The organism is Pseudomonas sp. FP2254 (assembly GCF_030687695.1).
Lineage (GTDB): Bacteria > Pseudomonadota > Gammaproteobacteria > Pseudomonadales > Pseudomonadaceae > Aquipseudomonas > Aquipseudomonas quebecensis.
In genome coordinates, this window is record NZ_CP117444.1 from 3,241,150 (window position 1) to 3,265,716 (window position 24,567).

20 protein-coding genes and 1 pseudogene are annotated in these 24,567 nt (G+C 62.3%); 7 read left to right on the forward strand and 14 right to left on the reverse strand.

Translation table 11 applies throughout. The features are described from left to right. Positions 1-31: 31 nt before the first annotated feature. From glsB to PSH94_RS14815, 4 genes are all read right to left on the reverse strand, one after another. Positions 32-940 carry a glutaminase B gene (glsB, locus tag PSH94_RS14800; protein WP_032889526.1) on the reverse strand — a complete coding sequence of 303 codons (909 nt, stop codon included), beginning with the start codon at positions 938-940 and terminating at the stop codon, positions 32-34. A 55-nt stretch (positions 941-995) separates the two neighbouring features. Next, complete coding sequence (locus PSH94_RS14805; protein WP_181076762.1) at positions 996-1,340, reverse strand: hypothetical protein; 345 nt, start codon at positions 1,338-1,340, stop codon at positions 996-998. Positions 1,341-1,507: 167 nt separating this feature from the next. Continuing rightward, on the reverse strand, positions 1,508-2,695 hold the full coding sequence (locus tag PSH94_RS14810) for a sugar transporter (protein ID WP_305435024.1): 1,188 nt from the start codon (positions 2,693-2,695) through the stop codon (positions 1,508-1,510). An 88-nt stretch (positions 2,696-2,783) separates the two neighbouring features. Beyond that, a complete protein-coding gene (locus PSH94_RS14815) occupies positions 2,784-3,782 on the reverse strand; it encodes a bile acid:sodium symporter family protein (RefSeq protein ID WP_305435026.1) in 999 nt (332 codons plus the stop codon). Positions 3,783-3,867: 85 nt separating this feature from the next. Here PSH94_RS14815 and PSH94_RS14820 point away from each other — a divergent pair, with 85 nt between their 5' ends. Beyond that, positions 3,868-4,656 (forward strand): helix-turn-helix domain-containing protein, encoded by a 789-nt coding sequence (locus PSH94_RS14820; protein WP_181076755.1) that lies wholly within the window; start codon positions 3,868-3,870, stop codon positions 4,654-4,656. Between the two features lie 8 nt (positions 4,657-4,664). Here the strand turns inward: PSH94_RS14820 and PSH94_RS14825 are convergent, their stop codons facing one another. Then, on the reverse strand, positions 4,665-5,354 hold the full coding sequence (locus tag PSH94_RS14825) for a helix-turn-helix domain-containing protein (RefSeq protein WP_305435028.1): 690 nt from the start codon (positions 5,352-5,354) through the stop codon (positions 4,665-4,667). Between the two features lie 70 nt (positions 5,355-5,424). On the opposite strand from PSH94_RS14825, the gene PSH94_RS14830 reads away from it, so the two are divergent. From PSH94_RS14830 to PSH94_RS14845, 4 genes and pseudogenes are all read left to right on the forward strand, one after another. Continuing rightward, entirely contained in the window at positions 5,425-6,663 is a 1,239-nt protein-coding gene (locus PSH94_RS14830; protein ID WP_305435029.1) for an MFS transporter, read from the forward strand. Between the two features lie 73 nt (positions 6,664-6,736). Next, positions 6,737-7,165 carry a hypothetical protein gene (locus tag PSH94_RS14835; RefSeq protein ID WP_305435030.1) on the forward strand — a complete coding sequence of 143 codons (429 nt, stop codon included), beginning with the start codon at positions 6,737-6,739 and terminating at the stop codon, positions 7,163-7,165. Positions 7,166-7,227: 62 nt separating this feature from the next. After that, entirely contained in the window at positions 7,228-10,461 is a 3,234-nt protein-coding gene (locus tag PSH94_RS14840) for an AAA domain-containing protein (protein ID WP_305435032.1), read from the forward strand. Between the two features lie 81 nt (positions 10,462-10,542). Then, positions 10,543-11,127 (forward strand): annotated as a pseudogene (locus PSH94_RS14845) (amino acid permease); the annotation flags it as partial. Positions 11,128-11,134: 7 nt separating this feature from the next. Here PSH94_RS14845 and PSH94_RS14850 read toward each other — a convergent pair. The 8 genes from PSH94_RS14850 to PSH94_RS14885 form a co-directional block, all read right to left on the reverse strand. Continuing rightward, a complete protein-coding gene (locus PSH94_RS14850; protein WP_305435034.1) occupies positions 11,135-12,079 on the reverse strand; it encodes a class I SAM-dependent methyltransferase in 945 nt (314 codons plus the stop codon). 11 nt (positions 12,080-12,090) lie between these two features. Continuing rightward, positions 12,091-13,470 (reverse strand): iron-containing redox enzyme family protein, encoded by a 1,380-nt coding sequence (locus tag PSH94_RS14855; protein ID WP_305435035.1) that lies wholly within the window; start codon positions 13,468-13,470, stop codon positions 12,091-12,093. 349 nt (positions 13,471-13,819) lie between these two features. After that, entirely contained in the window at positions 13,820-15,562 is a 1,743-nt protein-coding gene (locus tag PSH94_RS14860; protein ID WP_034114134.1) for an ABC transporter substrate-binding protein, read from the reverse strand. Between the two features lie 33 nt (positions 15,563-15,595). Next, positions 15,596-15,868, reverse strand: a complete 273-nt coding sequence (locus PSH94_RS14865) for a DUF2160 domain-containing protein (RefSeq protein WP_003232363.1) — start codon at positions 15,866-15,868, stop codon at positions 15,596-15,598. 11 nt (positions 15,869-15,879) lie between these two features. Further along, entirely contained in the window at positions 15,880-16,680 is an 801-nt protein-coding gene (locus PSH94_RS14870) for a carbohydrate ABC transporter permease (RefSeq protein ID WP_181076743.1), read from the reverse strand. A gap of 10 nt (positions 16,681-16,690) precedes the next feature. Beyond that, positions 16,691-17,557, reverse strand: coding sequence for a carbohydrate ABC transporter permease (locus PSH94_RS14875; RefSeq protein WP_305435037.1), 867 nt, complete (start codon positions 17,555-17,557; stop codon positions 16,691-16,693). Beyond that, a complete protein-coding gene (locus tag PSH94_RS14880; RefSeq protein WP_181076742.1) occupies positions 17,554-18,651 on the reverse strand; it encodes an ABC transporter ATP-binding protein in 1,098 nt (365 codons plus the stop codon). The genes PSH94_RS14875 and PSH94_RS14880 overlap by 4 nt, the downstream gene beginning before the upstream one ends. Continuing rightward, a complete protein-coding gene (locus PSH94_RS14885) occupies positions 18,651-19,745 on the reverse strand; it encodes an ABC transporter ATP-binding protein (RefSeq protein WP_181076741.1) in 1,095 nt (364 codons plus the stop codon). Before PSH94_RS14885 ends, PSH94_RS14880 begins: the two co-directional genes overlap by 1 nt. A gap of 277 nt (positions 19,746-20,022) precedes the next feature. Between PSH94_RS14885 and PSH94_RS14890 the strand changes: the two genes are divergently transcribed. Beyond that, positions 20,023-21,852 carry a sigma-54-dependent Fis family transcriptional regulator gene (locus tag PSH94_RS14890; protein ID WP_181076740.1) on the forward strand — a complete coding sequence of 610 codons (1,830 nt, stop codon included), beginning with the start codon at positions 20,023-20,025 and terminating at the stop codon, positions 21,850-21,852. 87 nt (positions 21,853-21,939) lie between these two features. On the opposite strand, the gene PSH94_RS14895 is transcribed toward PSH94_RS14890, so the two are convergent. Further along, positions 21,940-24,057, reverse strand: coding sequence for a TonB-dependent receptor domain-containing protein (locus PSH94_RS14895; RefSeq protein WP_305435039.1), 2,118 nt, complete (start codon positions 24,055-24,057; stop codon positions 21,940-21,942). 225 nt (positions 24,058-24,282) lie between these two features. On the opposite strand from PSH94_RS14895, the gene PSH94_RS14900 reads away from it, so the two are divergent. Next, a complete protein-coding gene (locus PSH94_RS14900; RefSeq protein WP_305435040.1) occupies positions 24,283-24,564 on the forward strand; it encodes a hypothetical protein in 282 nt (93 codons plus the stop codon). Positions 24,565-24,567: the final 3 nt, after the last annotated feature.

Consider the following 24,567-nt stretch of genomic DNA (forward strand, 5'->3'; position numbering starts at 1 on the left):
GGTAATCGTTCCCACGCGCGTGGGAACGATCTCAAAACACCGACCACCCAATCCGCTCACTCAACAGCTCCAACGCCTTGATCCCAGCCAGCGAATTCCCCGCTGCGTTCAACTCCGGCGACCATACGCATACGGTAAATTGCCCCGGCACCACCGCGACGATGCCGCCGCCCACACCGCTCTTGCCCGGCAAGCCCACGCGATAGGCAAAGTTGCCCGCCTCGTCATACAGCCCGCTGGTGGCCATGATCGAGTTGACTTGCTTGGTCTGGCGAGCCGTGAGGATCTGCTCGCCGCTGTGGGCGCTCGTGCCCTCGTTGGCCAGGAAGCTGAACGCCTTGGCCAGGTCCAGGCAGCTCATCTGCAGGGCGCAGTAGTTGAAGTAGCTGTGCAGCACCGCGTCCACGTCATTGTGGAAGTTGCCGAAGGATTTCATCAGGTAGGCCATGGCTGCGTTGCGTGCGCCGTGCTGGGCCTCGGAGTCGGCGACGACGCTGTTGACCAGGATCTGCGGGTTGCCCGACAGGCGCCGCACGAAATCGCGCATCGACAGGATCGGCACGGCGAAGCGCGACTGGTTGATGTCGCAGATCACCAGGGCGCCGGCGTTGATGAACGGGTTGCGCGGACGGCCGCGTTCGAACTCCAGCTGCACCAGGGAGTTGAACGGCTGCCCCGAAGGCTCGTGGCCCAGGCGTTCCCAGATGCTTTCGCCGCCATGATCGATCGCCTGCACCAGGCTGAACACCTTGGAAATACTCTGCACCGAGAACAGCGTGTCGGCGTCGCCGGCGCGGTAAGCCGAGCCGTCGTTGCCGTACACCGCAATGCCAAGTTGGTTGGCCGGCACATCGGCCAGCGCGGGGATGTAATCGGCGACTTTGCCGAGGCCGATCAAAGGGCGCACTTCGTCGAGAATCGACTCCAGCAGCGCCTGCATGTCTTGTCCTGTCATCGTGGATTGAATCAGTGGTAAACGGGGCGCGCAGGATACTTCAGTGGGCGCGAAAGCCCCACACAATCTCTACCACTCGCTCGGCCACGACCAGATACACCAGGATCAACAACAGTTGCAGCGCCAGGTGGTAGCGCAACCTGGCGAGGCGGCGGATGCCATCGCTGACGTTCAACAGCATCAGCATGCTCGACAACACAATCAGCCCCCACCCCGCCACAGTCGAGGCAAACACGCCAATAAACAGCGGCTGCTGGCCCAGCAACGTGTTGGTACCGGCGGCGAATAACAGCGCACACACCAGCAGGTTTTTCACATTGTCGAAAATCTGCGCACTCAAGTCGTTTTCCAGCAGGGCCACATATCGCTTCCAGAACGTACGCATCAGTCATCACCGGGCAGGAATCGGTCGTCAATCAAAGTAGTTCAAATGCCAAGGTGCTGCACCGTCCCATGAGTCCAGACAGGCGCCAGATTGACCCACGCTCAGCGCCGGACAAATAAGAACGCACTGAATCAATCACAAGAAGCGCAGAACCTTACCGGGGTGAACTACTCCCGCGGCCCCACCCCCGTCCCAAACCGCCGAATCGCCAGGCAATACCCCACCAACGCCAGCGCCGCCAGCAGCCCACCCGCCGCGCCAATCCAGGCGAAGCCGAAGTGGCTGCCGACCCAACTGCCCATCAGGGCGCCGCCGCCGATGCCGATGTTGTAGATACCGGAGAACATCGCCATGGCCACATCCGTGGCGTCGGGAGCCAGCACCAGCACCTTGGATTGCATGGCCAGCCCGAAGCCCATGATCGCCATGCCCCAGAACACGCTCAAGCCCACCAGGTAGGATTGGGCGCCACTCAATGGCAGCAACAGCGCCAGACAGGCCGCCAGCAGGAACACAGTACCGACCACGAACAGATGCGGATTGAAGCGGTGCACCAGGCTGAACAGCAGCGAGCCGATAATGCCCGCGCCGCCGAACACCAGCAGGATCAGGGTCACGGCGCCGCCGCCCATGCCCGCCACGCCTTCGACGAAGGGTTCGATGTAGCTGTAGGCGGTGAATTGCGCGGTGACGGTCATCGCCGTGAGCACGTACAACGCCACCAGCGCCGGGCGCTTGAACAGCAGTGGCAGGCTGCGCAGGGAGCCGGAGTTCTGGCTCGGCAGCGGCGGCAAGGTACGCGCCAGCCAGAACACCAGCCCGCCCGCAAACGCGGCGATCACCAGGAAGGTGGTGCGCCAGCCCATGGCCTCGCCTAGCAGGCGGCCAAGGGGAATGCCCAGCACCATCGCCAGTGATGTACCGGTGGCCAGCAGCCCGAGGGCTTGCACCTGTTTGCCTGCCGGCGCCAGGCGCACCGCAAGAGACGCCGTGATCGACCAGAACAGCGCATGGGACAAGGCGATGCCGATGCGACTGACCATCAGCAGGCCAAAGCTGGTGGCCACGCTGGAGAGGATATGGCTGGCGATAAACAAGCCGAACAACACGATCAGCAATTTGCGCCGCTCGATGTTACGCGTCAGCAGCATCACCGGCAGCGAGGTCAGAGACACGATCCAGGCATAGATCGTCAGCATCAGGCCGACGCTGGAGACCTGCATGTCGAAGCTGGCGCCGATGGCGCTGAGCAGCCCGACGGGCACGAACTCAGTGGTATTGAAGACGAACGCGGCCAACGCCAGGGCGATGACCGGTTGCCAATTGGTTTGGGGGGTTGCGGCTGAAATGCTCATTTACAGGTCGTCGTACTCGGTTTCCGCGCGGTTCAAGGCGACCCAATGCCGGCCCTTGAGCAGCGCGGAAAAATAGTAACACGGACCTTCAAGGATCGACCCGTGCCATGAGTTCTGGAATTGACTCCGGCCGTTTGGCATAACGCTGCGCCAGCGCCGCACACACCATCAGCTGGATCTGGTGAAACAGCATCAACGGCAGAATCAATACGCCCATGCTCGCCCCGGCAAACAGCACCTGAGCCATCGGCACACCGGTCGCCAGGCTTTTCTTCGAGCCGCAGAACAGGATGGTGATGCGGTCCTCCTGGTTAAACCCAAAGGCCTTGCCCAACACGGTGGACGCCATCAGCACCAGCGCCAGCAGCACGCAGCAGGCCACCACCAGCCCGCCCAGTTCCCACAGCGGGATCTGGTGCCAGATGCCTTCATTCACCGCTTCGCTGAACGCGCCGTACACCACCAGCAGGATCGAACCCTGGTCGACGAACTTCAGCCACGCCTTGTTGCGCCCTACCCACTCGCCGATCCAGCGCCGCGCGATCTGCCCGGCGATAAACGGCAGCAGCAATTGCACGCTGATTTTCACGATGGCATCGACGGTGGAGCCGCCGTCGCCATGCACGTTGAGTAAGAGGGTCACCAGCAACGGCGTGAGGAAGATCCCAAACAGGCTCGACGCCGCCGCGCTGCAGATCGCCGCCGGGATATTGCCCCGCGCCAGGGAAGTGAAAGCGATGGCCGACTGCACCGTGGCCGGCAACGCGCAGAGATAAAGCATGCCCATGTACAGGTCTTTGCCGATCAACGGCGACAGCACCGGCTTGAGTGCCAGCCCCAGCAACGGGAACAGCACAAAGGTCAGGCCGAACACCAGCAGGTGCAGGCGCCAATGGCCGGCGCCGGCCACGATGGCCTGGCGCGAAAGCTTGGCGCCGTGCAGGAAAAACAGCAGCGCGATGGCCAGGTTGGTGACCCAGCCGAATGCCACGGCGGTCTGGCCGCTGGCGGGCAATAGGGAGGCGAGGATCACCGTGGCGATCAGCGTGAGGGTGAAGTTGTCGGGCAGAAAGCGGGGCCGGGTCATAGTGAAGTCTTCCAGGGGTTGCCAAGAGCGTCACCGCGACTCTAACGTAACGCCTTGTTACCGACTAACGCCAACGAGCCAGTAAATGCCGCCTAAAGGACATGCCAACACCGTGCGCCGTAGCATTCCGGGGCTTTCCAGCCTGCCACGGCCGGTGTACGGGCGCACCGAATCGCTGCCCAATCGCGCGTTGACCCGTCGCCACAGTCACCCGTGGGTGCAATTGTCCTACGCGATTTCCGGGGTGCTGGAGATCCAGACCAGCGCCGGCCGCTTCGTCGCGCCGCCACAGCGGGCCGTGTGGATTCCGGCGGGCATGCCGCACCGGGTGTACAGCACGCCCCACACCGAGATGCGCAGCCTGTACCTCGATTGCAGCGTCACCCCATGGGCGGCCGGGCATTGTCACGTACTGGAGGTGAGCAACCTGCTGCGCGAGCTGATCCGCCGCTTCAGCGAACTGCCGGTGGAATACGCCGAGGACGGCCCCGACGGACGCCTGGCCCAGGTGATCCTCGACCAACTCGCCGCCGCGCCGCAGGTCGACCTGATGCTGCCGCTGCCGATGGACCCGCGCCTGCGCCAGATCTACCGCAGCCTCAACCAGCGCCCGGAACAGCAGACCACCCTGGGGCAATGGAGCGACAAACTGGGGGTCAGTGAAAAAACCCTCAGCCGCCTGTTCCTGCGCGATACCGGCCTGACTTTCCGCGCCTGGCGCCAACGCCTGCGCCTGCTCAGCGCCCTGCCCGCCCTCGAACATGGCGAACGGGTCACGGACGTGGCGCTGGCCAGCGGGTATGAATCGACATCGGCGTTCATCAATGCGTTTCGCCAGCAGTTCGATGCCACGCCGGGGGAGTTTTTCCGCTGATTCCAGCGTCAGGATGAAATATCAAATACAGCAGCCAGGCGCTTGCGGCCTTTGGGGGTGAGCGTTAACGCGCGGGTATCGAGCGTGCGCATCAGCCAGCGGTCATGCAGCATATGCGTCAGCAACTGCGCGCCCAACGCACCGCCCAGGTGCGAGCAACGCTGGCTCCAGTCCAGGCAGGGATAAGCAAATCGGCGGCGCGCCGAGCTGTCCGGAACTGCCTGCAGCGCCAGCGCCGTCAGCCGTTCGGTGCCTGTGGCGGTCAGTTGATATCCGCTGTCCTGCAGGCACATCCACTGCTTGCGCAACAACGCATCGTGCACTTGGACGCCAAGTTCTCCGGCCAGGTGGTCGTAGCAACTGCGAGCGTGGCGCAGGTGGCAAGGCGTCGAGGGTTTGAAGGCCGGCGCGTCGAATGAGCTGATTGAAAGCAAGCCTTCCAGCGCCCTGGCGACATCGGCACTGACCAATTGAAAGTAGCGATGCTTGCCTTGAGTGACCAGGGTCACCAGCCCCTGTTCCAGCAGTTTCTGGAAATGGCTGGAGGCGGTCGACGGGCTCTTTTGCGCCACTACCGCCAATTCGGTCGCCGTGCGCGCGCGGCCGTCCAGCAGGCAGCAGAGCATACGCGCCCTGGCGGGGTCGGCGATGGCGGCGGCGACACTGGCCAGTCGCAGCTCGGACTGCTCAACATCCATTGTTCGATGCTCCTCGAAGTGAACGACAGGGCGCAAGCATAGCCTGTGCGTCCACCAAAAGGAGATAGCCATGCGTGACAAGCATTTTTTCGGACACACCGTGCTCAGGTGCACATTCATTCTGGCGATGCTCGGATGGGGCATCGGCTTTTACGGCCCGCCGATTTATCTGCAGGCGGTGATGGAGCGCACGGGCTGGCCAATCGCTCAAGTGTCGGGCGCCGTCACCCTGCACTTCCTCAGCGGCACGCTGGTGATTGCCAATCTGCCCCGCCTGTACGCACGGTTCGGCGTGCCGGCGATCACACTCGCGGGCTGCGCGATGCTGGGCATCGGTGTGAATATCTGGGCCCGGGCCGACACCGTGCAGGTGCTGTACCTGGGCGCGATCTGCTCGGGTATCGGCTGGGTGACCCTGGGCGCCACTGCGGTGAACACTTTGATCGCGCCCTGGTACGTCAAGGAGCGGCCAAAAGCCTTTGGTAAGGCTTACAACGGCGCCAGCCTGGGCGGGGTGATTTTTTCGCCGTTGTGGGTCGTGCTGATCGAGCGCTTCGGCTTTGCCGTGGCTGCGCTGATGGTGAGCCTGGTCGCCGTGGTCGTCATCGCCGGGTTCTCGCTGCGGGTCTTCAACCGGACGCCGCGTGATCTCGGGCAACATCCGGATAACCAAGCCCAGGCGGAACCGGTGAGCGTCTCCCAGGCCGATTCGCCCTGGACCACCGCACAGGCGTTCAGGTCAGGTTCGTTCCGCTCGTTGGCCGCCGGCATGTCACTGGGCCTGTTCGCCCAGATCGGCCTGATCGCGCATTTGTATTCCCTGCTCAGCACACGTCTGGGCAGTCATGAAGCCTCCGTGGCCATGGCGCTGGCCACCGCCAGTGCAATGGGCGGTCGCTACGTTGCCGCCCATTTGATGATCGGCGGCTTCAACCGTCGCCACCTCGCTTGCCTGGGGTACGCGGTGCAGTTGCTGGGGACCTTGATGCTGCTGGGTCTGGACCTGCATCCGGCATTCGCATGGGCCGCCGTGCTGCTGATCGGCTCGGGCATCGGCAATGCGACTTCGCTGCCGCCGCTGATTGCACAGGTTGAATTCAATCGCGCGCACACTGCCAAGGTCATCGCCCTGATGGTGGCCGTCAGCCAGGCCACTTACGCCTGTGCGCCGGCGTTTTCCGGGTTGATCCGCTCCGTCTTCGACGACCCCGGCCACACGATCATGGCGATGGTGGGCGCGACGGTGGCCGTTCAATTGCTGGCGATGCTGTCGTTCTATCGCAACTCATCCACCCGCGAGCGCAAATAGTGCCCAAACCCGCCCCCGGCTGTTATTGTGCGGCGCTTTGAAAAGCTGCCATGCCACTGCGAGGAAACGGACGTTGAACACTGACGAAAAAATGACCGGAGACCTGTTCGAGGTCGATAAGCGCCTGTCACTCAAACCGGTGGTGGAGTTTAACGCTTACCTGCGCAGCGCATTTGGCGACGGCCCGTGCACCTGCATTCGTTGCACGGCCAGTGGTGGCGACGAAAACGGCTATGAGTTCCAGCACACCTTCGGTTTCGACGGTAAACCCACGCATCGCCGCTTTGCTTCAACGGCGGGCAGCGATGTGTTGCAGGCATTGAAAAAGGCCTGGTTGTCGTATACCAAGGCAGAGCTGCCCGCGAGCGGCGTGTTGGCCCTCGATACGGTAAAAGAATTTGTCGAGCCGCAACTGCACAAACGCCTGGCGCCATTGTTTTTGGCCAGCGGCCTGGCCAGCGAGGTAGACGGTCACTTGAACCTGTTGCCCCAGCTGGCTTAAAGCCCCCCGCAATACGCGCCGAACCGGGATGAACCGGCGTTTTACGCAAAGGATTGAGATTGATGACCCGAGAAAGCATTACCCGCTACTGGCACGCCGTGGAGCTGCTGCAACCGCAGTCGGCCCCCAAAATCGAAAAGCGCGACAGTCTGTTTGCATCGTTCCTGCATGACTGCAATGCGGCGCGTCCGGTGATGCCATGGGCTGCCGGCAGCCCGGCGCACGGCCAGCAAAAACCTAAAGACCGGGTCTGGAGCCACACCCTCTTCGCCCACCTGTATGACAGCCGCCGGGTGGCCGAAAGCCTTAAGCAGCTGTACGGTGCCGACCAAGGCTACAAAGAGCCGCCGAAAACCCGCGAATCCGCGCTTTTCGCGCTGAAGTTCACCGAGCAGGGCCTGATGGTGCAAGACAGTCTGGTGCTCTCCAGCGAAGCCTGGTTCCTCGGCCGCGCCCTGGCAAACAGGGATTGGACCCGCGGCTTCGACGAGGAGCAAAACTATCTGCGCGAGGACATCAAGTCGCTGATGGGCGGCCCAGTCGATGCGGCGATGTTGGTCGAGCTGACCGAGAAGATTCGAAATTTCCTCGGCCTGGACGACTTCTTCAGCGCCCCTGAGCGCTACAACCACCGCTGGCGCTCCACGCCCATCAAAATCAAGAACCCAGCCCAGGAAGACGACCCGCTCAACAGCTTTCTGCTCGCCGACTTGGCCGACGTGGCGGACAGCCTGCGCAATGGCATCACCAGCGCACCGCTGGCGCAGTACCTGGCGCGACATGCCCCGGAACAGCGCTTGCACGTCGACGATGACGATGCGTCCCTGGCGTTAATCGAGCGTCTGGCGCCCAAGCACTACCCGTTGGGCTGCTGGCCGGCCGAGCATCACCTGGGGCTGGTGCATTCCCAGCAATTGGCGGTGAATACCCTGCTGCATACCTTGAGCGATGGCGAAGGGGTGCTGGGCATCAACGGCCCGCCCGGCACCGGCAAAACCACCCTGTTGCGCGATCTGCTGGCCGCCGTGGTCACCCAGCGCGCCGATGCCCTTGCCACACTGCCCCGCGCGTCTGCCGCTTTTGTCGACGGCACGCCCGAACGGGTGAGCGACGGCACGGACTTCCAAACGGTGCATGCGCTCAACCCGGCATTGTTCGGCTTTGAGATGGTGATCGCATCGTCCAATAACGGCGCCGTCGAGAACGTCACCTTGGAGCTGCCGCAGCGCGACAAGATCGACCCCAGTTGGCTGCCGGATGCTGACTATTTCGGCGAACTGGGTGAACTGGTCAGCGGCAAACCCGCCTGGGGCCTGATCTCCGCAGCGCTGGGCAGCAAGGCGCGGCGCCGCACCTTTATCAGCCGCTACTTCTACGGCCAGCCACCACGCAAACCCAAGGCCAGCGACCTCGAAGAACAGGCGCACGACTGGCTGTCGGCCTTGGAGGCCGAGGAACTGGACGACGACCAGGAAGAAGAAGACGAGCCCGGCGAAGACAGCCCAGATCAGGCGCGCCGTGGCTTCCTCGGCTGGCTCGGAACCCAGGCCGATATCAGCCGCACCTCCGCGCAACGCCTGAGCACCTGGCAGCAGGCAGTGGCGGATTATCAGGCGGCCAAGGCTCACGCCGAACACTTGAGCGCCGATGCCCAGCGCATCAACGACCATTTGCAGACTGTCAGCGCGTTGCGCGCGCAAATCGTTGAGCAAGAGGAAGCACTCAAGCGCTTGACCCACACGATCAAAGAGACCGATGCGCGTATCGCGCAACTCGACGAGCGCGAGTTCAAGCCCGCCCATGACGCTCTGCAACACAGCCTGAACGAGGTGCAGCAGCATCTGGCGGCCAAGCCCGGGTTCTTTGCCAACCTCCTGAGCCTGTGGGGCACGCAGCGACGTTGGAATGAAGTACAAGGTGTTATCCGCAGCCGGCACACCCTGGCCGAGGATAGCTTTGAACAGGTCAAACGCAGCGCCGCGCGCCTGACCGGCGAGAGCAAGGCGCTCAATAACCTGAGCGCGGAACACCAGCAGGCTCTGGGAGGTTTGCGCGAGCGTCAGCGCCAGCAGATCGAGCAAATCACCACCCTGGCCAAGGCGTGCAAGGCAGAGCACCTGCTGGCCTGGCTGCGCCACGGCATTATCGGACGCGGCGAGGCCATTGAGCTGATTGAACCGTGGTCGATAAAAGGTTGGCGCCAGGCCCGCGCCCGAGTGTTTATCCAGGCCCTGAAGTTGCACCAATGCTTCTTCGAGCTGGAAGCCAAGCGCGTTCGCGCCAATCTGTATTTCATCAACCGTGTGTTACAGGGCGGGCGCTTCCAGGGCGTCTCGCGCGCGGCGATCCGTTCGAGCTGGGCGTCGTTATTTATGCTCGTGCCGGTGTTGAGCAGCACCTTTGCCTCGTTCGCGCGCTCGTTCGGCTCCCTGGGCGTCGGTGAAATAGGCTGGCTGCTGGTGGACGAAGCCGGCCAGGCCACCCCGCAAGCGGCGGTCGGTGCTCTATGGCGCGCACGCCGCGCCGTGCTGGTGGGCGATCCGCTGCAACTCAAGCCAATCGTCACCGTGTCGGAAGCGGTGCTGGAACATATGCGCACCCGCTACGGCGTCGACGAATACTGGCTGCCGACGCGCCAGTCTGCGCAAACCCTGGCCGACGAAGCCACCCGCTGGGGCCGAATGATGGGGCCGCCGCAGGCCAAGCGCTGGGTCGGCTTGCCGCTGGTGGTGCATCGTCGCTGCGACCGTCCGATGTACGCGCTGGCGAACCGCATCGCCTACGACGGCGCCATGGTCTTCGGCACCGTGCCGCCCTCCCCGGCCAAAGAAACACCGGCCAGCCTGGCCACCGGCTGGGTCGAAGCCCATGGCCCTTCATCCGGCAACTGGGTTGCGGCCGAAGGCGATGCCCTGATGCGCCTGTTGGCGATGCTGCGCCAGGACGGAGTGAAGATCGCCGACATTGCCGTAGTCACGCCCTTCCAGGCGGTGCGTGATCGCCTTAAAGAGCTGCTGCCGCGCAAAATGCTCTACGGCACCATTCACACCATGCAGGGAAAGGAGGCACCCGTGGTGATCATGGTGCTAGGCGGCAGCAGCGAAAACGCCGGTGCGCGGGACTGGGTGGTCAGCGAGCCGAACCTGCTGAACGTGGCCGCCACCCGGGCCAAGCGTCGCTTGTACGTGATCGGCGACCGCAACGACTGGCAAAAGCGTGCGTTGTTCTGCGATGTGATGACGTTGCTGCCGCATCAGGCGCTGGCACCTGGTCGCCCGAGCGAGACAAACGCCTGAATCCGCGCTATTGCTGACGGTCATACCGGCCCACAGGCTCAACGGAGTACTCGATGACCACGCCAGGCAAAAAGATGAGCTGTGATCCAGGGCATCGTGCCAAACGCCGAACTGGCGCACGCCTCCGCGCCCTTCGCGGTGGTGTATGCCCAGATGTTCGCGCCGTGGGTCGGCAACGTGATCATCGCGCTGGCGGTGGTGGCCTGTATCGGTTCATTGGTGGGCTGGCAGTTCACCCTGGCCCAGACGGCCAAGATGTCGGCGGATCAACGCATGTTTCCGCGTTTTTTCAGCCGGATCACCCAAGCCAACGCGCCACTCCTGGGCCTGTTGGCCTGCGCCGCGCTGCAAAGCCTGATCGCCTTGTCGACGATCTCGACCACCGCCTCAGCGCAGTTCAGCAAATTGGTCAGCCTGGCGGTGGTGACCAACCTGGCGCCCTACGTCACCGCCCTCACCGGGCTGATGGTGATGATGCACAAGGAAGCCGTGCAGGTACGCAATACGCTGGCGGTGCTAGTGGCTACGGCGTATTCGCTGTATGCGATCCACGCCTGCGGCGCAGAGGCGGTGTTTGGCGCGATGTTGGTGCTGGCGTTCGGTTACGTGCTGTATGGTTTTCTGGCTAAACGCTTCGTCGGCGATGGGCGGGCCGAGAGTTGCTAAGCCGGCCTCAGCGCAAACGGGTCACTGCCAATGCGACCACGGCAATCCGCTCCACGCGCTCGTAACCCGGTTTTTCCAACTCCTCGCCGAACACGTCCGGGTCCAGTTCGCGGTAGGTCCAGCCGTAGGCATCGCTGCCGAGCAACGGCTTGACTGCGGCGAGGAAGGGGTCCTCACCGGCGACAATCGCCGCACCGGTGTACAGCACCAGGGTGCCGCCCACCGCCAGGCGACCGAGGGCCTCGCTGACAATCCGCACCGACAGTTGCTCGCCCAGGGCACCGCCGCCGTGCCGGTAGGCGCGCTGGCGGTCGTCGTTCATATAGGGCGGGTTGGCGACAATCAGGTCGAATTCGCCTTCGACGCTGTCCAGCACATTACTGTGATAGGCGCTGACGTTGCCCAGGCCGGCCAGCTCCGCGTTCACGGCAGTCAGGCGCAGGGCGCGGGGATTGATGTCCACCGCGAGCACTTCGGCGTCGTGGCGCGCCCGGGCGATCACCAGCGCGCCGACGCCGGCGCCGCAACCTATGTCTACCGCGCGTTTGATCGGCTCGAAACGCTGTTGCAGGTGGGCCTCGATCAGTTGCGCGAAGCGGTAGCTGTCCGGGCCGAAAAATACCGCGTCCGATTGGGTGGTGGGGTACGCCGAATGGGCGATCAACAGATCATCCAGGCTCGACCAGCGCACCGTACTGCGCCACAGCGAATCGTGCTCTTCGACCACGTCGGCATGCTGCAACGCTTCGCGCACGCTGTCAGGCAACAGGTCGCGGTCGAACGGCATCGACCAGCCGAACACGTCGCGCAGGTTCATCGCCTGCGGGGTCGCGAGGCGACGATAGACGCGGTCATGGGTCAGCGGCGTGGGGGTGATGAAGTGATAGCCGTCGTGTTTCAACCCTCGGCCCAGGTCCAGCAAGGCGCGGTCGGCGAGTTGTTGTGCGGACATAAGCGGGTTCCTTAGCGCAGGCGCGCACGCAGTTGGATAAAGCGCCGCGTGGCATACAGCCCCGCAGGGGTGCAATGGCGGCGGGCCGACAGCCAGGGAATCAGCGCCGTGAGCTGCTGTTCATCGGTCAGGTTGCTCAGCGATTCGACCAGGGACTGAGTGTCCGGGTCCGTTGGACGGTGCGAGTCGCGGGCCAAGGGTCTGCCGCGTCCAGGCCGCACCGCCGGGACACGCTCGGCGCTGATCCAGTCACCGGCGATCCAGTCGTGCAGCACCTGCTTTTCATAACCGCTGAACACGCCGAACATCGCCGCGCCGGCGCCTTCGATCAGTTGCCAGAAACGGCTCTCGGTTGGGTCCTGATTGCGTTTGATCCAGCCCTTGTCTTCCAGAGCCTGGAGAAATGCGCCGATCTGCCCGGGCTTGGCCAGCCACTGGTTGACGGTCTTGCCTTCGAAGCGGCAGTAATCCGAATGCATGTGCTGGCCGAACGTGCGCTTGCGCTCCAGCATGGCCACCACTTCGTCATGCAGGTTGAGGCCGTCGATGACGGCGTTGGTGCCCGGGCCCAGGTCATTGAGGCGATAGCCCTCGGCGACACGTCGGTAAAAGTCCGCCCTGCCCTCGCCCAGCGGTAATAGATCGATCACCGATTGCGCCGCCTTGCAGGCGTGGCCGGTGCTGGCATTGTCGATGGTTACATGCAGGGTGAAGTAATAAGGGTCGATGCCCAGCTCGCTCAGCTCATACGAGGTGATGAGCAGGTGCAGGGGCAACTGTTCGTAGCCAAGGTTGTAGCCGATGATTTCCGGCAGGAAGTCCTCGCCGCACAGGCCCAGCGCCATTTGCAGAGCGCCTTGCAGGTAATGGTCGTCGTCCAGGCCGGCTTCGCTGGCGGCGTCGTGATCGCTGAGCAGCTTGCGGTAGATCACCACATGATTTTGCGCGGCCTGACCGTCGCCCAACTCTTCCAGGTAGGTGGTGAGCAAGCCGTCGAAACGCGGGTCGTGCCAGTGGGCCAGCAGCCCGTACAACCAGGCGCCGTCGACCTGTTTGGTCGGTGCTACGCGCTGCAGGCAATACAAGGCATGGGCCTTGTTCTGGAAAAAGCGCCGGGGCCGACCTTGCTGGCGTTGTTCCAGGTACTCGGCGTAGGCCTGGGCGACTTCGGCGCAGCGCTGCTCCACCCACGCCGTAAGATGTTCAGGCACTTCGGGCAGATCGCCGGGCAGCTCGCGCGCCAGGGTCAATTGCGCCTGCACGAAGTCGCGCGCGACCTCTTCGGCGCCCTCGACTTCGCTGTACAACTGCTGATACAGGTGTTGATAACGACCGTGAGCCGAAAGAAGCATCGAGGCCGGCTGGCCTGAGAGCGCAGTGAGGAACGTCATGATGGCAGTGTCCGCAAAGTCCTAAACAACCAGGCCTGCCGACAAGGCGGCCCCGTGAGCGCGTTGAAACACGCGTGTCTAGAATGCAGAGCGTCGGAGTGTGCAGAAAATTCAAATTGGGTTCAGATGGGCTGGACCAGCGGTCGATTGATTTGGCGCGCAGTGGGCCTGCATGGCTTGGCAGGGCTTATGGGGTGGATGGGCTTTCTGTGGCGAGCGGGCTTGTCCCGCGCTGGGCTGCGAAGCAGCCCCTTTTCAGGCGATGTGTTCCATCTGACACACCGAGGTGCCTTAAGAAGGGCTGATACGCAGCCCAGCGTGGGGCAAGCCCGCTCACTACAAAGGGCGCTTACTTGCGCGCCGCCTCCCATTGTTTAAGCAGGTCGTTGTAGCCGACAGTTTCGCCCTTGGGCTTTTCGTTGGCCAGTTTCGGCTTGGGTGCGCCCGGCTGGTCGAACCAGTATTGCGCGTCGCGCTCGGGGTTCATTTTCGGGCCGCACACCGGTTGCACCTTGGAACGTTCCAGGCGCGTCATGATCGCGTCCTGTTCCTTGGCCAGGTTGTCCAACGCCTGCTGCGGGGTTTTCTCGCCGCTGGCGGCGGCGGCGATATTGCTCCACCACAGCTGCGCCAGGCGTGGGTAGTCCGGCACGTTGGTACCGGTCGGGGTCCACTCCACGCGGGCCGGGCTGCGGTAGAACTCCACCAGGCCGCCCAGTTTCGGCGCCATGTCGGTCATGGCCTGGGAGTTGATGTCGGACTCGCGAATCGGCGTCAGGCCGACGATGGTTTTTTTCAGTGACACGGTTTTCGAGGTGACGAACTGCGCATAGAGCCAGGCCGCCAGTTTCTGCTTCTCGGGAGTGGACTTGAGGAACGTCCAGGAACCTACGTCCTGATAGCCCTTTTTCATGCCCTTTTCCCAGTAAGGCCCTACCGGCGACGGCGCCATGCGCCATTTCGGCGTGCCATCGGCATTTACCACCGGCAGGCCCGGTTTGGTCATGTCGGCGGTAAACGCGGTGTACCAGAAGATCTGCTGGGCGATATTGCCCTGGGACGGCACCGGGCCGGATTCGGAGAAGGTCATGCCCGCCGCTTCCGGCGGCGCGTAGGCTTTCATCCAGTCCACGTATTTCTGGGTGGCGAATACCGCCGCCGGGCCGTTGGTGTCGCCGCCACGGGTGACACTGGAACCCACCGGGTGGCAGTCCTCCACGCGAATGCCCCACTCGTCCACCGGCAAGCCGTTTGGCAGGCCTTTGTCGCCGCCGCCGGCCATGGAGAACCAGGCGTCGGTGAAACGCCACCCCAGGGACGGGTCTTTCTTGCCGTAGTCCATGTGCCCATAGATGCGCTTGCCGTCGATTTCCTTGACGTCTTCGCTGAAGAATTTGGCGATGTCTTCGTAGGCCGACCAGTTCACCGGCACACCGAGTTCATAGCCGTACTTTTCCTTGAACTTGGCTTTCAGCTCCGGACGCTCGAACCAGTCGGCACGGAACCAGTAGAGGTTGGCGAACTGCTGGTCGGGCAATTGGTAGAGCTTGCCGTCCGGGCCGGTGGTGAACGACAGGCCGATAAAGTCCTTGAGGTCCAGGGTCGGCGAGGTGAAGTCCTTGCCTTCGTTGGCCATCAGGTCGGTGATCGACTCGGTCTTGCCGTAGCGAACGTGGGTACCGATCAAGTCGGAATCGTTAACCCAGCCGTCGTAGATGTTCTTGTCGGACTGCATCTGGGTCTGCAGTTTTTCCACCACGTCGCCTTCCTGCAGCAGGTCGTGGGTCAGCTTGATGCCGGTAATCTCACTGAAGGCCTTGGCCAGCACCTTGGATTCGTACTCGTGGGTGGTGAGGGTTTCCGACACCACGTTGATCTTCATCCCACGGAACGGCTCTGCGGCCTTGATAAACCACTTCAACTCTTCGAGCTGCTGGGCTTCGGTGAGGGTGGACGGTTTGAACTCGCTGCCGATCCATTTTTTCGCGGCATCTTCGTAGGCATCGGCCCAGGCCGACGCGCTCAAACCGCTCAGGGCCAGTACGGCGGCCAATGAAATGCTATGTCGCAGCTTATTGTTCTTATTCAACATAGAGACCTCCTGGTTGTTTATTTCATAAGGGCATCAGCCCCAGCGCATCACACTCAACAGCCATACCAGGGACAGCGCGGACGCTACCCAGATGCTCCAGTCGGTAACGCCGATCACCAGCAAATGCAGGTAGGCGCTGCCGAGAAGACCGATAAACAAGCGATCACCACGGGTGGTGCTGATCGGCAGAAAACCGCGTCGAGGGATGCTCGGCGAGCGCAGCTCCCAAGTGGTCATGCCCGCCAGAATCAGGGCGATGCCGCCGAAGAACAGCGCGGTGGGGGTGGTCCAGGCCATCCATTCCATCATCGAATCCTCTAGACCCGGCCCAGGGCAAAGCCCTTGGCCACGTGGTTACGAACAAACCAGATCACCAGCATGCCCGGCAGGATAGTCAGCACCCCCGCCGCTGCCAGCACGCCCCAGTCGATACCGGAGGCCGAAACGGTGCGGGTCATCACCGCCGCAATGGGCTTGGCATTGACCGACGTGAGGGTGCGCGCCAGCAGCAGCTCGACCCAGGAAAACATAAAGCAGAAAAATGCCGTCACCCCGATGCCGGAGCCGATTAGCGGAACAAAGATTTTCACGAAGAACTTAGGAAACGAGTAGCCGTCGATGTAGGCGGTTTCGTCGATTTCCTTGGGCACGCCGGACATAAAACCTTCCAGAATCCACACCGCCAACGGCACGTTGAACAGGCAATGGGCCAGCGCCACGGCGATGTGCGTATCGAACAGGCCAATGGACGAATACAGCTGGAAAAACGGCAACAGAAATACCGCCGGCGGCGCCATGCGGTTGGTCAGCAGCCAGAAGAACAGGTGCTTGTCGCCCAGGAAGCGATAGCGCGAGAAGGCATAGGCTGCTGGCAACGCCACGCTCAGGGAAATCACTGTGTTCAGGCTCACGTAGTACAGCGAGTTGAGGTAACCGGTGTACCAGCTCGGGTCGGTGAAGATCACCTTGTAGTTAGCCAGGGTGAAATCCTGCGGAAACAGGGTCAGCCCACCGAGGATTTCTGTGTTGCTCTTGAAGGACATGTTCAGCAGCCAGTAGATCGGCACCAGCAGGAACAGGATGTACACCAGCAGCGGAATCAGCTTGCGTTTGCTCATGTTGGCGGCCTCAGCGGTTGGCGTCGGAGTGGGTCATGGCGGTGTAGAACAGCCAGGACACCAACAGGATGATCAGGAAGTACACCAGAGAAAACGCCGCCGCCGGGCCCAGGTCGAATTGACCTACGGCCATCTGGGTCAAGGTCTGACTCAGAAACGTGGTGGCGTTACCTGGCCCGCCGCCGGTCAGTACGAAGGGTTCGGTGTAGATCATGAAGCTGTCCATAAAGCGCAGCATTACCGCGATCAGCAGCACGCCCTTCATCTTGGGCAACTGGATATGCCGGAAAACCGCCCAGGCTGAGGCCCGATCGATACGTGCGGCCTGGTAGTACACATCCGGAATCGCCCGTAGGCCGGAATAACACAGCAGCGCCACCAATGAGGTCCAGTGCCATACGTCCATCACCAGCACCGTGACCCAGGCGTCCATGGTGTTGGCCGCGTAGTTGTAGTTGATGCCCAGGGCGTTGAGGGTCGAGCCCAGCAGGCCGATGTCGGCGCGGCCGAAGATCTGCCAGATGGTGCCCACTACGTTCCAGGGAATCAGCAACGGGATCGCCAGAATAATCAACACCAGCGACGACCACCGGCCCTTGGTCGGCATGGTCAGGGCGATGGCGATGCCCAGGGGGATTTCGATCAGCAGCACGCAGGCCGAATAGATGAACTGGCGCAGCAGCGAGTCGTGCAGGCGCGGGTCGAGCAGTACTTGCTTGTACCAGTCGGCGCCGACGAAGTAGCGGCTGGACTGGTCGAAAATGTCCTGCACCGAGTAGTTGACCACGGTCATCATCGGGATCACCGCACTGAACGCTACCAGCAGGAACACCGGCAGTACCAGCCACCAGGCTTTGTTGTTCTGCACCTTGTTCATGGCTGCACCTCCAGCAGGTAATCGTCGGCATAGAGCATCAGCCATTGCGCGGGAAAACTGATGGACGCCTGGCGTTGCGGCACCGGTTTGTCTTCGGCCAGGCGCACCTTAAGCGTCGCACCGTCGAGGTTGAGGGTCATGATCTTGTAGGTGCCGAGGTCTTCCAGATGAGTGATATCGGCTTGCAGGGCGTCAGGGTTGTACTCGTCCCATACATGGATAAATTCCGGACGAATACCTACCTGGAGCTTTTGGCAGTTCGACTCGGCAATGCGTTGCTGCAATGCGCCGGACAGCGGCAGGTGCGTGCCGGCAAAGCGTACACCGCCCGCCTCGGCCTGCACCTCAATCAGATTCATCCCAGGGCTGCCGATGAAATAGCCGACAAAGGTGTGGCTGGGCCGTTCGAATAACTCACGTGGTGTGCCGAACTGCACGATCTGCCCGCCGTACATCACCGCGATCTTGTCGGCGAAGGTCGACGCTTCCAACTGGTCGTGGGTGACGTAGACCATGGTGATATTGAACTGCTCGTGGATCTGCTTGAGCTTGCGCCGCAGTTTCCACTTCAGGTGCGGGTCGATCACCGTCAGCGGTTCGTCGAACAGGATCGCCGACACGTCGTCACGCACCAGGCCACGGCCCATGGAGACTTTCTGCTTTTCGTCGGCGGTGAGGTTGCGGGCTTTTTTATTCAGCAGGTTTTGCAGGTCGAGGACTTCAGCAATTTCCTGCACTTTGCTATGAATTTTCGCCTCGGCCATGCCCTGGTTGCGCAACGGGAAGGCCAGGTTGTCGAATACCGTCATGGTGTCGTAGACCACCGGGAACTGGAACACCTGGGCAATGTTGCGTTTCTCCGGAGTCAGGTCGTTGACCACTTGGGTGTCGAACAGCACCTGGCCTTCGGACGGGCTGAGCAACCCGGAGATGATATTGAGCAGGGTCGACTTGCCGCAGCCCGATGGGCCGAGCAACGCGTAGGCGCCGCCCTGCTCCCACACATGGTTCATTTCCCGGATAGCGTAGTCTTCAGGCCCTTTGGGCGTAGGGCTGTAGCTGTGCGCCAGGTTCTGCAAATGGATCTCGGCCATCAGGCAACCCTCGCGACACGGCGCCCGGGGGCCTGGACCAAACGGCCCTGGCCATCGAACACAAACAGTTTATGGGTGGGGATATACACGCGGATCGGCGCGTCGACATCGTACTCGTGCACTCCCGGCAAGTGCAGCACCAGCAGAAAGTGCTCGCTGCGCACATGCAGGAAGGTCTCCGAGCCGCTGATCTCAGCCACCTCCACGGTCACGGCCAACTCCAGGTCGTCGTCGTTGCTCGGCACCAGGCTGATGTGGCTGGGGCGCACACCGAAGCGGAACTCGCCCTCACCAATGGGGCGCAGGTCGACATTCAGCGGGAAGTGCACAAAGTTGGCGAAGCTGACTTCGTTGCCGCTGATCCGCCCGGGCATCAAGTTGATCGGCGGTTCGGAAAACAGCTCGGCGGCCAGCACCGTTTGCGGCTGGTGATACACCTCGGCGGCCTTGCCGCTCTGGATCACCCGGCCTTCATGAAGGATGGTGGTGGTGCCACCCAGCGCCAGCGCTTCATTAGGCTCGGTGGTGGCGTAGATGGCGATGGTGTGACGCGCGGCGAACAGCTCGCGCATTTCCTGACGCAGCTCTTCGCGCAGTTTGTAGTCCAGGTTCACTAGCGGCTCATCGAACAGGATCAGCTCGGCGTCCTTTACCAAGGCGCGCGCCATAGCGGTGCGCTGTTGTTGCCCACCGGACAACTCCAGCGGGTGCCGTTGCAGGAATTTCTCGATGCGCAGCATCCGGGCGGTTTCCAGCACCTTGCTTTGGATCAGCTCGTCGCTCACGCCGGCCTGGCGCAAGGGCGAGGCGATGTTCTCGAACACGGTCATGGTCGGGTAGTTGATGAACTGCTGATAGACCATCGACACGTTGCGCAGGCGCACCGGTTTATGGGTGACGTCCGCGCCGTTCATCAGGATGCGGCCGCTGTCGGGCTTGTCCAGGCCGGCCATCAGGCGCATCAGGCTGGTCTTGCCGGACAGCGTCCGGCCAAGCAGAACATTGAACGAACCCGGCTCGAAACGCAGGTTGGCGTCGTCGATCCAAGTCTGGCCTTCTACAACGCGGGAGACATGTTCCAGGGTCAATGACATGACACGACCTTTTTATTATTGGAATGAATCTGGCCATTCGTCAGAGCGAGTTTCGTGCCAAAAATGCAGGTGCTTGATTCACAAGCAAATGGCCTCAAGGTGATGTTCAGGAGTGAACAATTTGGCTGAACAAGTGAACAGCTTGGGGGTTGACAGTGAACAGTTCTGAACAACACTCTTTGAACCCGACTGACTGTTCAACACACAGGTCCAAGGTGGCCCGGTGGCGTCAGGTAGATCGTGCAAGACCCCAAAACAATAAAAAGAAGGTCACCCCATGGCCGAACCCTTGGCTCACGACACCATCATCCAGGACTCCTGGCGCCGTTGCCGCGCCTTTGGCCTGGACCACCAAAGTACGCCCAGCTTTGACCAGTTGCCCGCCGAGGGCATCAGCCAACTGCTGGAGAGCCAGCACTCCCTGGTGCAGACCACTCACCAGGAAGTACTGCCCTACTACGAAAATATCCTCAGCAATTCCAACTGCCTGATCATGCTGGCCGATAACCAGGGCCAGGTCCTGACGTCATGGGGCACCCAGCGTTTTATCGAACCCAAGCTCGCCCGTGGTTTCAGCGCCGGCGCCAGCTGGCTGGAACGCGCCAGCGGTACCAACGCCATCGGCACCGCGCTGGCCTGTGCCCAGGCGGTGCATATCGAGCATGACGAGCACTTCCTCAAGGCCAACCGCTTCATGACCGGCTCGGCGGCGCCGATCTTCGATGCCCAGCGCGAAATCATCGCCGTGCTGGATGTGTCCAGCGACAGCTACCTGCCGCCCTCCCATACCCTCGGCATGGTCAAGATGATGAGCCAGACCGTGGAGAACCGGTTGATTCTCAACCTGTTTCGCGGCGAGCACTTCCAGCTGACCTTCAACACCGGATTGAGCAACCTCGACAGCCAATGGGCGGGGCTGCTGATTTTCGATGAAAGCGGCCAGGTACTGTCGGCCAACCGTCGCGCCGACAACCTGCTGGGCATCAGTTTGTCGCGGGTGATGATCGACAGCCTGTTCAAGGTGTCGTTGCTGGAGTTGCTCAACCAGCCCGAAGGCTTGCCGTTTTCGTTGCAGGCGGCCGGGCGCAACCGCTTCCAGTGCCTGCTCAAGCGCCCCCTCCAGCAGCCGGTGCAGGCTCGCGTGTTTACCGAGCCCAAGACCAGCGAACCACCCGCGCCCCCGCCACCGGCGTCAATCGGGCTTAATACCCTGCATTTCGGCGACCCACGCGTGGAAAAAGCCGTGCGCCAGGCCGAGCGCCTGCTGGAAAAAGACATTCCCCTGCTGATCCACGGCGAAACCGGGGTGGGTAAAGAAGTATTCGTCAAAGCCCTGCACCAGGCCAGTTCCCGCAGCCGCCAGGCGTTTATCGCGGTGAACTGTGCGGCCATTCCCGCCGAGTTGGTGGAATCGGAACTGTTCGGCTACGAAAAGGGCGCGTTCACCGGCGCCAATCAGAAAGGCAGCATCGGCCTGATTCGCAAGGCCGACAAAGGCACACTGTTTCTCGACGAAATCGGCGACATGCCGCTGCCGACTCAGGCGCGGCTGCTGAGGGTGTTGCAGGAGCGCTGCGTGCAACCGGTGGGCAGCAGCGACGTGTTCCCGGTGGATCTGCGCATCATCTCCGCCACCAACCGGGCCTTGCGCGAGCTGGTACAGGTCGGGCGCTTTCGTGAAGATTTGTACTACCGCATCGGTGGCCTGACCCTGGAACTGCCACCGCTGCGTGAACGTCACGACAAACAGGCGCTGTTCCAGCAACTGTGGCAACGGCATCGCGAGCCGACGCAATGGGCCGGTTTGAGCGCCGAGGTGCTGGCCCTGTTCGAGCAACACCCCTGGCCAGGTAACCTGCGCCAGGTCAGCAGTGTGCTGCAGGTGGCGCTGGCGATGGCTGAAGAACAGCCGATCCGCGCGGAGCATTTGCCGGACGACTTTTTTGTCGACTTGGGCCGGGCAGCGCCACCGCCGGCCAATGACGGGCTGGAAGACAGTGGCGACCTGAACCAACGCCTGAAAGCCGCTGGCGGGAACATTTCCCATTTGGCGCGGGAACTGGGAGTAAGCCGCAATACCTTGTACAAACGTCTGCGCCAGCACTGACGCTTTAAGCGCAGGGAAGCTCGCTGCCCAGAACGATCACGCGCTTTTTGTGATGCGCGCTGGGCATGTGGATCAGACTGCTGTGGCTCAACGCCAGCTCCACGACACACCTGTGTAGACGCCGCGCCCCTGCGCCGGCGTAGAGCGCGCCATATCCAAACCTTGGTCGTCATAGCCCGGCGTAACGGTGTTGGCGTAGCGTCGATTGGTCAGATTGCGCAGATCGACCCAGGCCTGCCAGTCGCCCTTGGGGGCGTCGTAGCCGAGGGTTGCACCCAGGATGGTGTATGACGCGGCGTAATAGGAATTGGCATAGTCCACCGCTACCCGCGACGAACGCTCGGTGTTGAGGCTGCTGTAAAAGCCTGCCGGGTGGCTGTAGCGCAGTTGTGCCTGGTAATAATGCCTGGGGATGCCCGGCAACGTGTTGTCGCCGAAACGGTCGTCGTCACGGTAGTGAAAGTCGCTGAACGTGTAAGCCTGGCGCAGGGCGAGCCGGCCGTTGCGGCCGCCGTCCCACAGCGGGCTGAGCAGGTTCAGTTCCAGCCCCTGGTGCACGGTGGGGCTGGCGTTGGATTCGGCGATCACGGCATTGCTGGTCGGTGTTTGCGCCTGCGTCTCTACACTGAGCAACTCGTGGCGCACTTGGGAGCGGTACAGCGCCAGGTCCCATTCACCAAACCACTGCTCGCCGCGCCCACCGATTTCCAGGGTGGTGGCGGTCTGGTTTTTCAGTTTTACGCCTTCGCGTTGCAGGCCCGTGGCCGGGCCGCTGCCTTGGGGGAAATATTTATTGGAACCCCAAATCATCGACCATGCGTGCGGCGGCTCGACCGAGCGGCTCAGGTTGCCGTACACCTGCAACTGCGGTGTGAAGTCGTAACGCAGGCCGATGCGCGGCGCGTAGTCCCAATCGTGCTGACTGACCGGCGTGCCGGTATCCGGGTAGGTCACTTCGGTTTCGCGACGGGTGTAAATCGCCGCCAGACCGGTGGTCAGCCACAAGTCCGGCATCAATTCCAGGTCGTTGCCTACGTGCAGTACGGTGTCGGAGCCCAGGTAGCTGTAGTCGCGGGTCTTGGTGCCGGGCGCGTAGGAGGCGGTATTGCCGGCCGGCGTACGCACGTATTCCGACGTGCCGTTGTTGGGCATCGCCTGGGTGGTGCGCAGGCCGACCGTGGTTTTGCTGTCGTGGCCGAACAGCGTGTCCTGGCGGATGTAATTGAGGGTGCCGCTGATATCGGTATAGGCCACTTTCAGGCGATTGGTGCCTTCGCGCAGGTCCATCGGGTAATCGTGGTAGGCCAGGCCTGCTTCGAGCCGACTGTTGTCATCCAACTGCAAGGTGGTCTTGTTGGCCAGCCAGGTGGAGCCGGGTTGCAGGCGCTTGGAGTCGCGAGCGACATTGAGCGTATTGGCTGCCTCGGGATCATGGCTGATCTGATTGCGCGTGAGTTTGCCGGGGGTGTCGTTAGTGGTTTCGCGATAACGCAGGTAGAAACGCGTTTCCAGGTCCGGGTTGAACCGGTAGCCGAAGTTGGCGGCAACCCCCTTGCCCGAGCCGGCACTCTGGTGCTGATAGCCATCGGACTCGGAATCGGTGAGGCTGATGTAGTAATCGGCATCGCCCGAGACCTGGCCGGAACTGATCTCGCGCTGGCCATAGCCGCGACTGCCCAGCTCATAGCGCAATTGCAGCTTGGGCGCGTCGTAGCCGGTGCGGGTCACATAGTTGACCGCGCCGCCCAGCGCCAGCGCGCCCTGGTCGAAGCCATTGGCGCCGCGCAGCACTTCAACCCGGCTTTGCCATAGCGGGTCCTTGAGCTCGTAAGGTGTGCCGCCGGGGCCGGTCAGTGGCAGGCCGTCGAACATTTCGTAGAGGCCGGAGGCATGGGCGCCGGGGCCGCGATTGAGGCCCGAGCCGCGTATAGACAGCTTGACCCCTTCGTTGTTGGCCGCCTTGGCATACACCCCGGCCTGGTACTTGAACACATCTTCGTTGGTGCTGACCCGGCCCTGCTGCACGCTGTCCATGTCAATGTAATGAGTGCCGCCAGGCACGTCGCGCAATTGCGCCCGGGCCACTTCGCCAGCGCTGGGCTCACCGCCGGTGACTTCGACCGGCGCCAATTGCAGCGCATCGGCATGCGCAAAGGAAGTCAGGGTCAGTGCAGCAAAAAGAAACGCAGGTTGACGCGACAGCATGGGTAATCCTTGGAGTTCGGGGGCGTGAACGGCGTGGCCGAGCACGCTGGCAGTGTTGGGAAGGCAGCGGCACCCGGCAAGTCACGCCTAAGTGACCAACCGGAGCCCTCCCACGCTCACATCGGACGGCGTCGTAGGCTTGGGGCCACAACACCGACGAAACCTCTACGCCTTGGTTGAGGTCCACTGCCTAACTCATCGCGTTGCATTGAAAAGGAAACGCCCATGTCGCTGACACACGAAGGTACTGCCGATGTACTCCTGGCATCGCGCCATCTCGGCGCCGAACCGGAGGAATGCCCCAACCCATCGGTGACTATCAGACTGACGGAGCAAGGTACGCCGACCATTGCGCGCCTGGAAGTGGAAGGCCCGCTGCAATGGCCGGGGCACGCCAATCACGTCACGGTGACGCTGCCCAACGGACGGGAAATCAAAGGGGTGATCGTCGAGATCAATCGGGAAGCCGAAGGCGCGCATTGGCTGACGTTCAGCCTGGATGACTGAAAA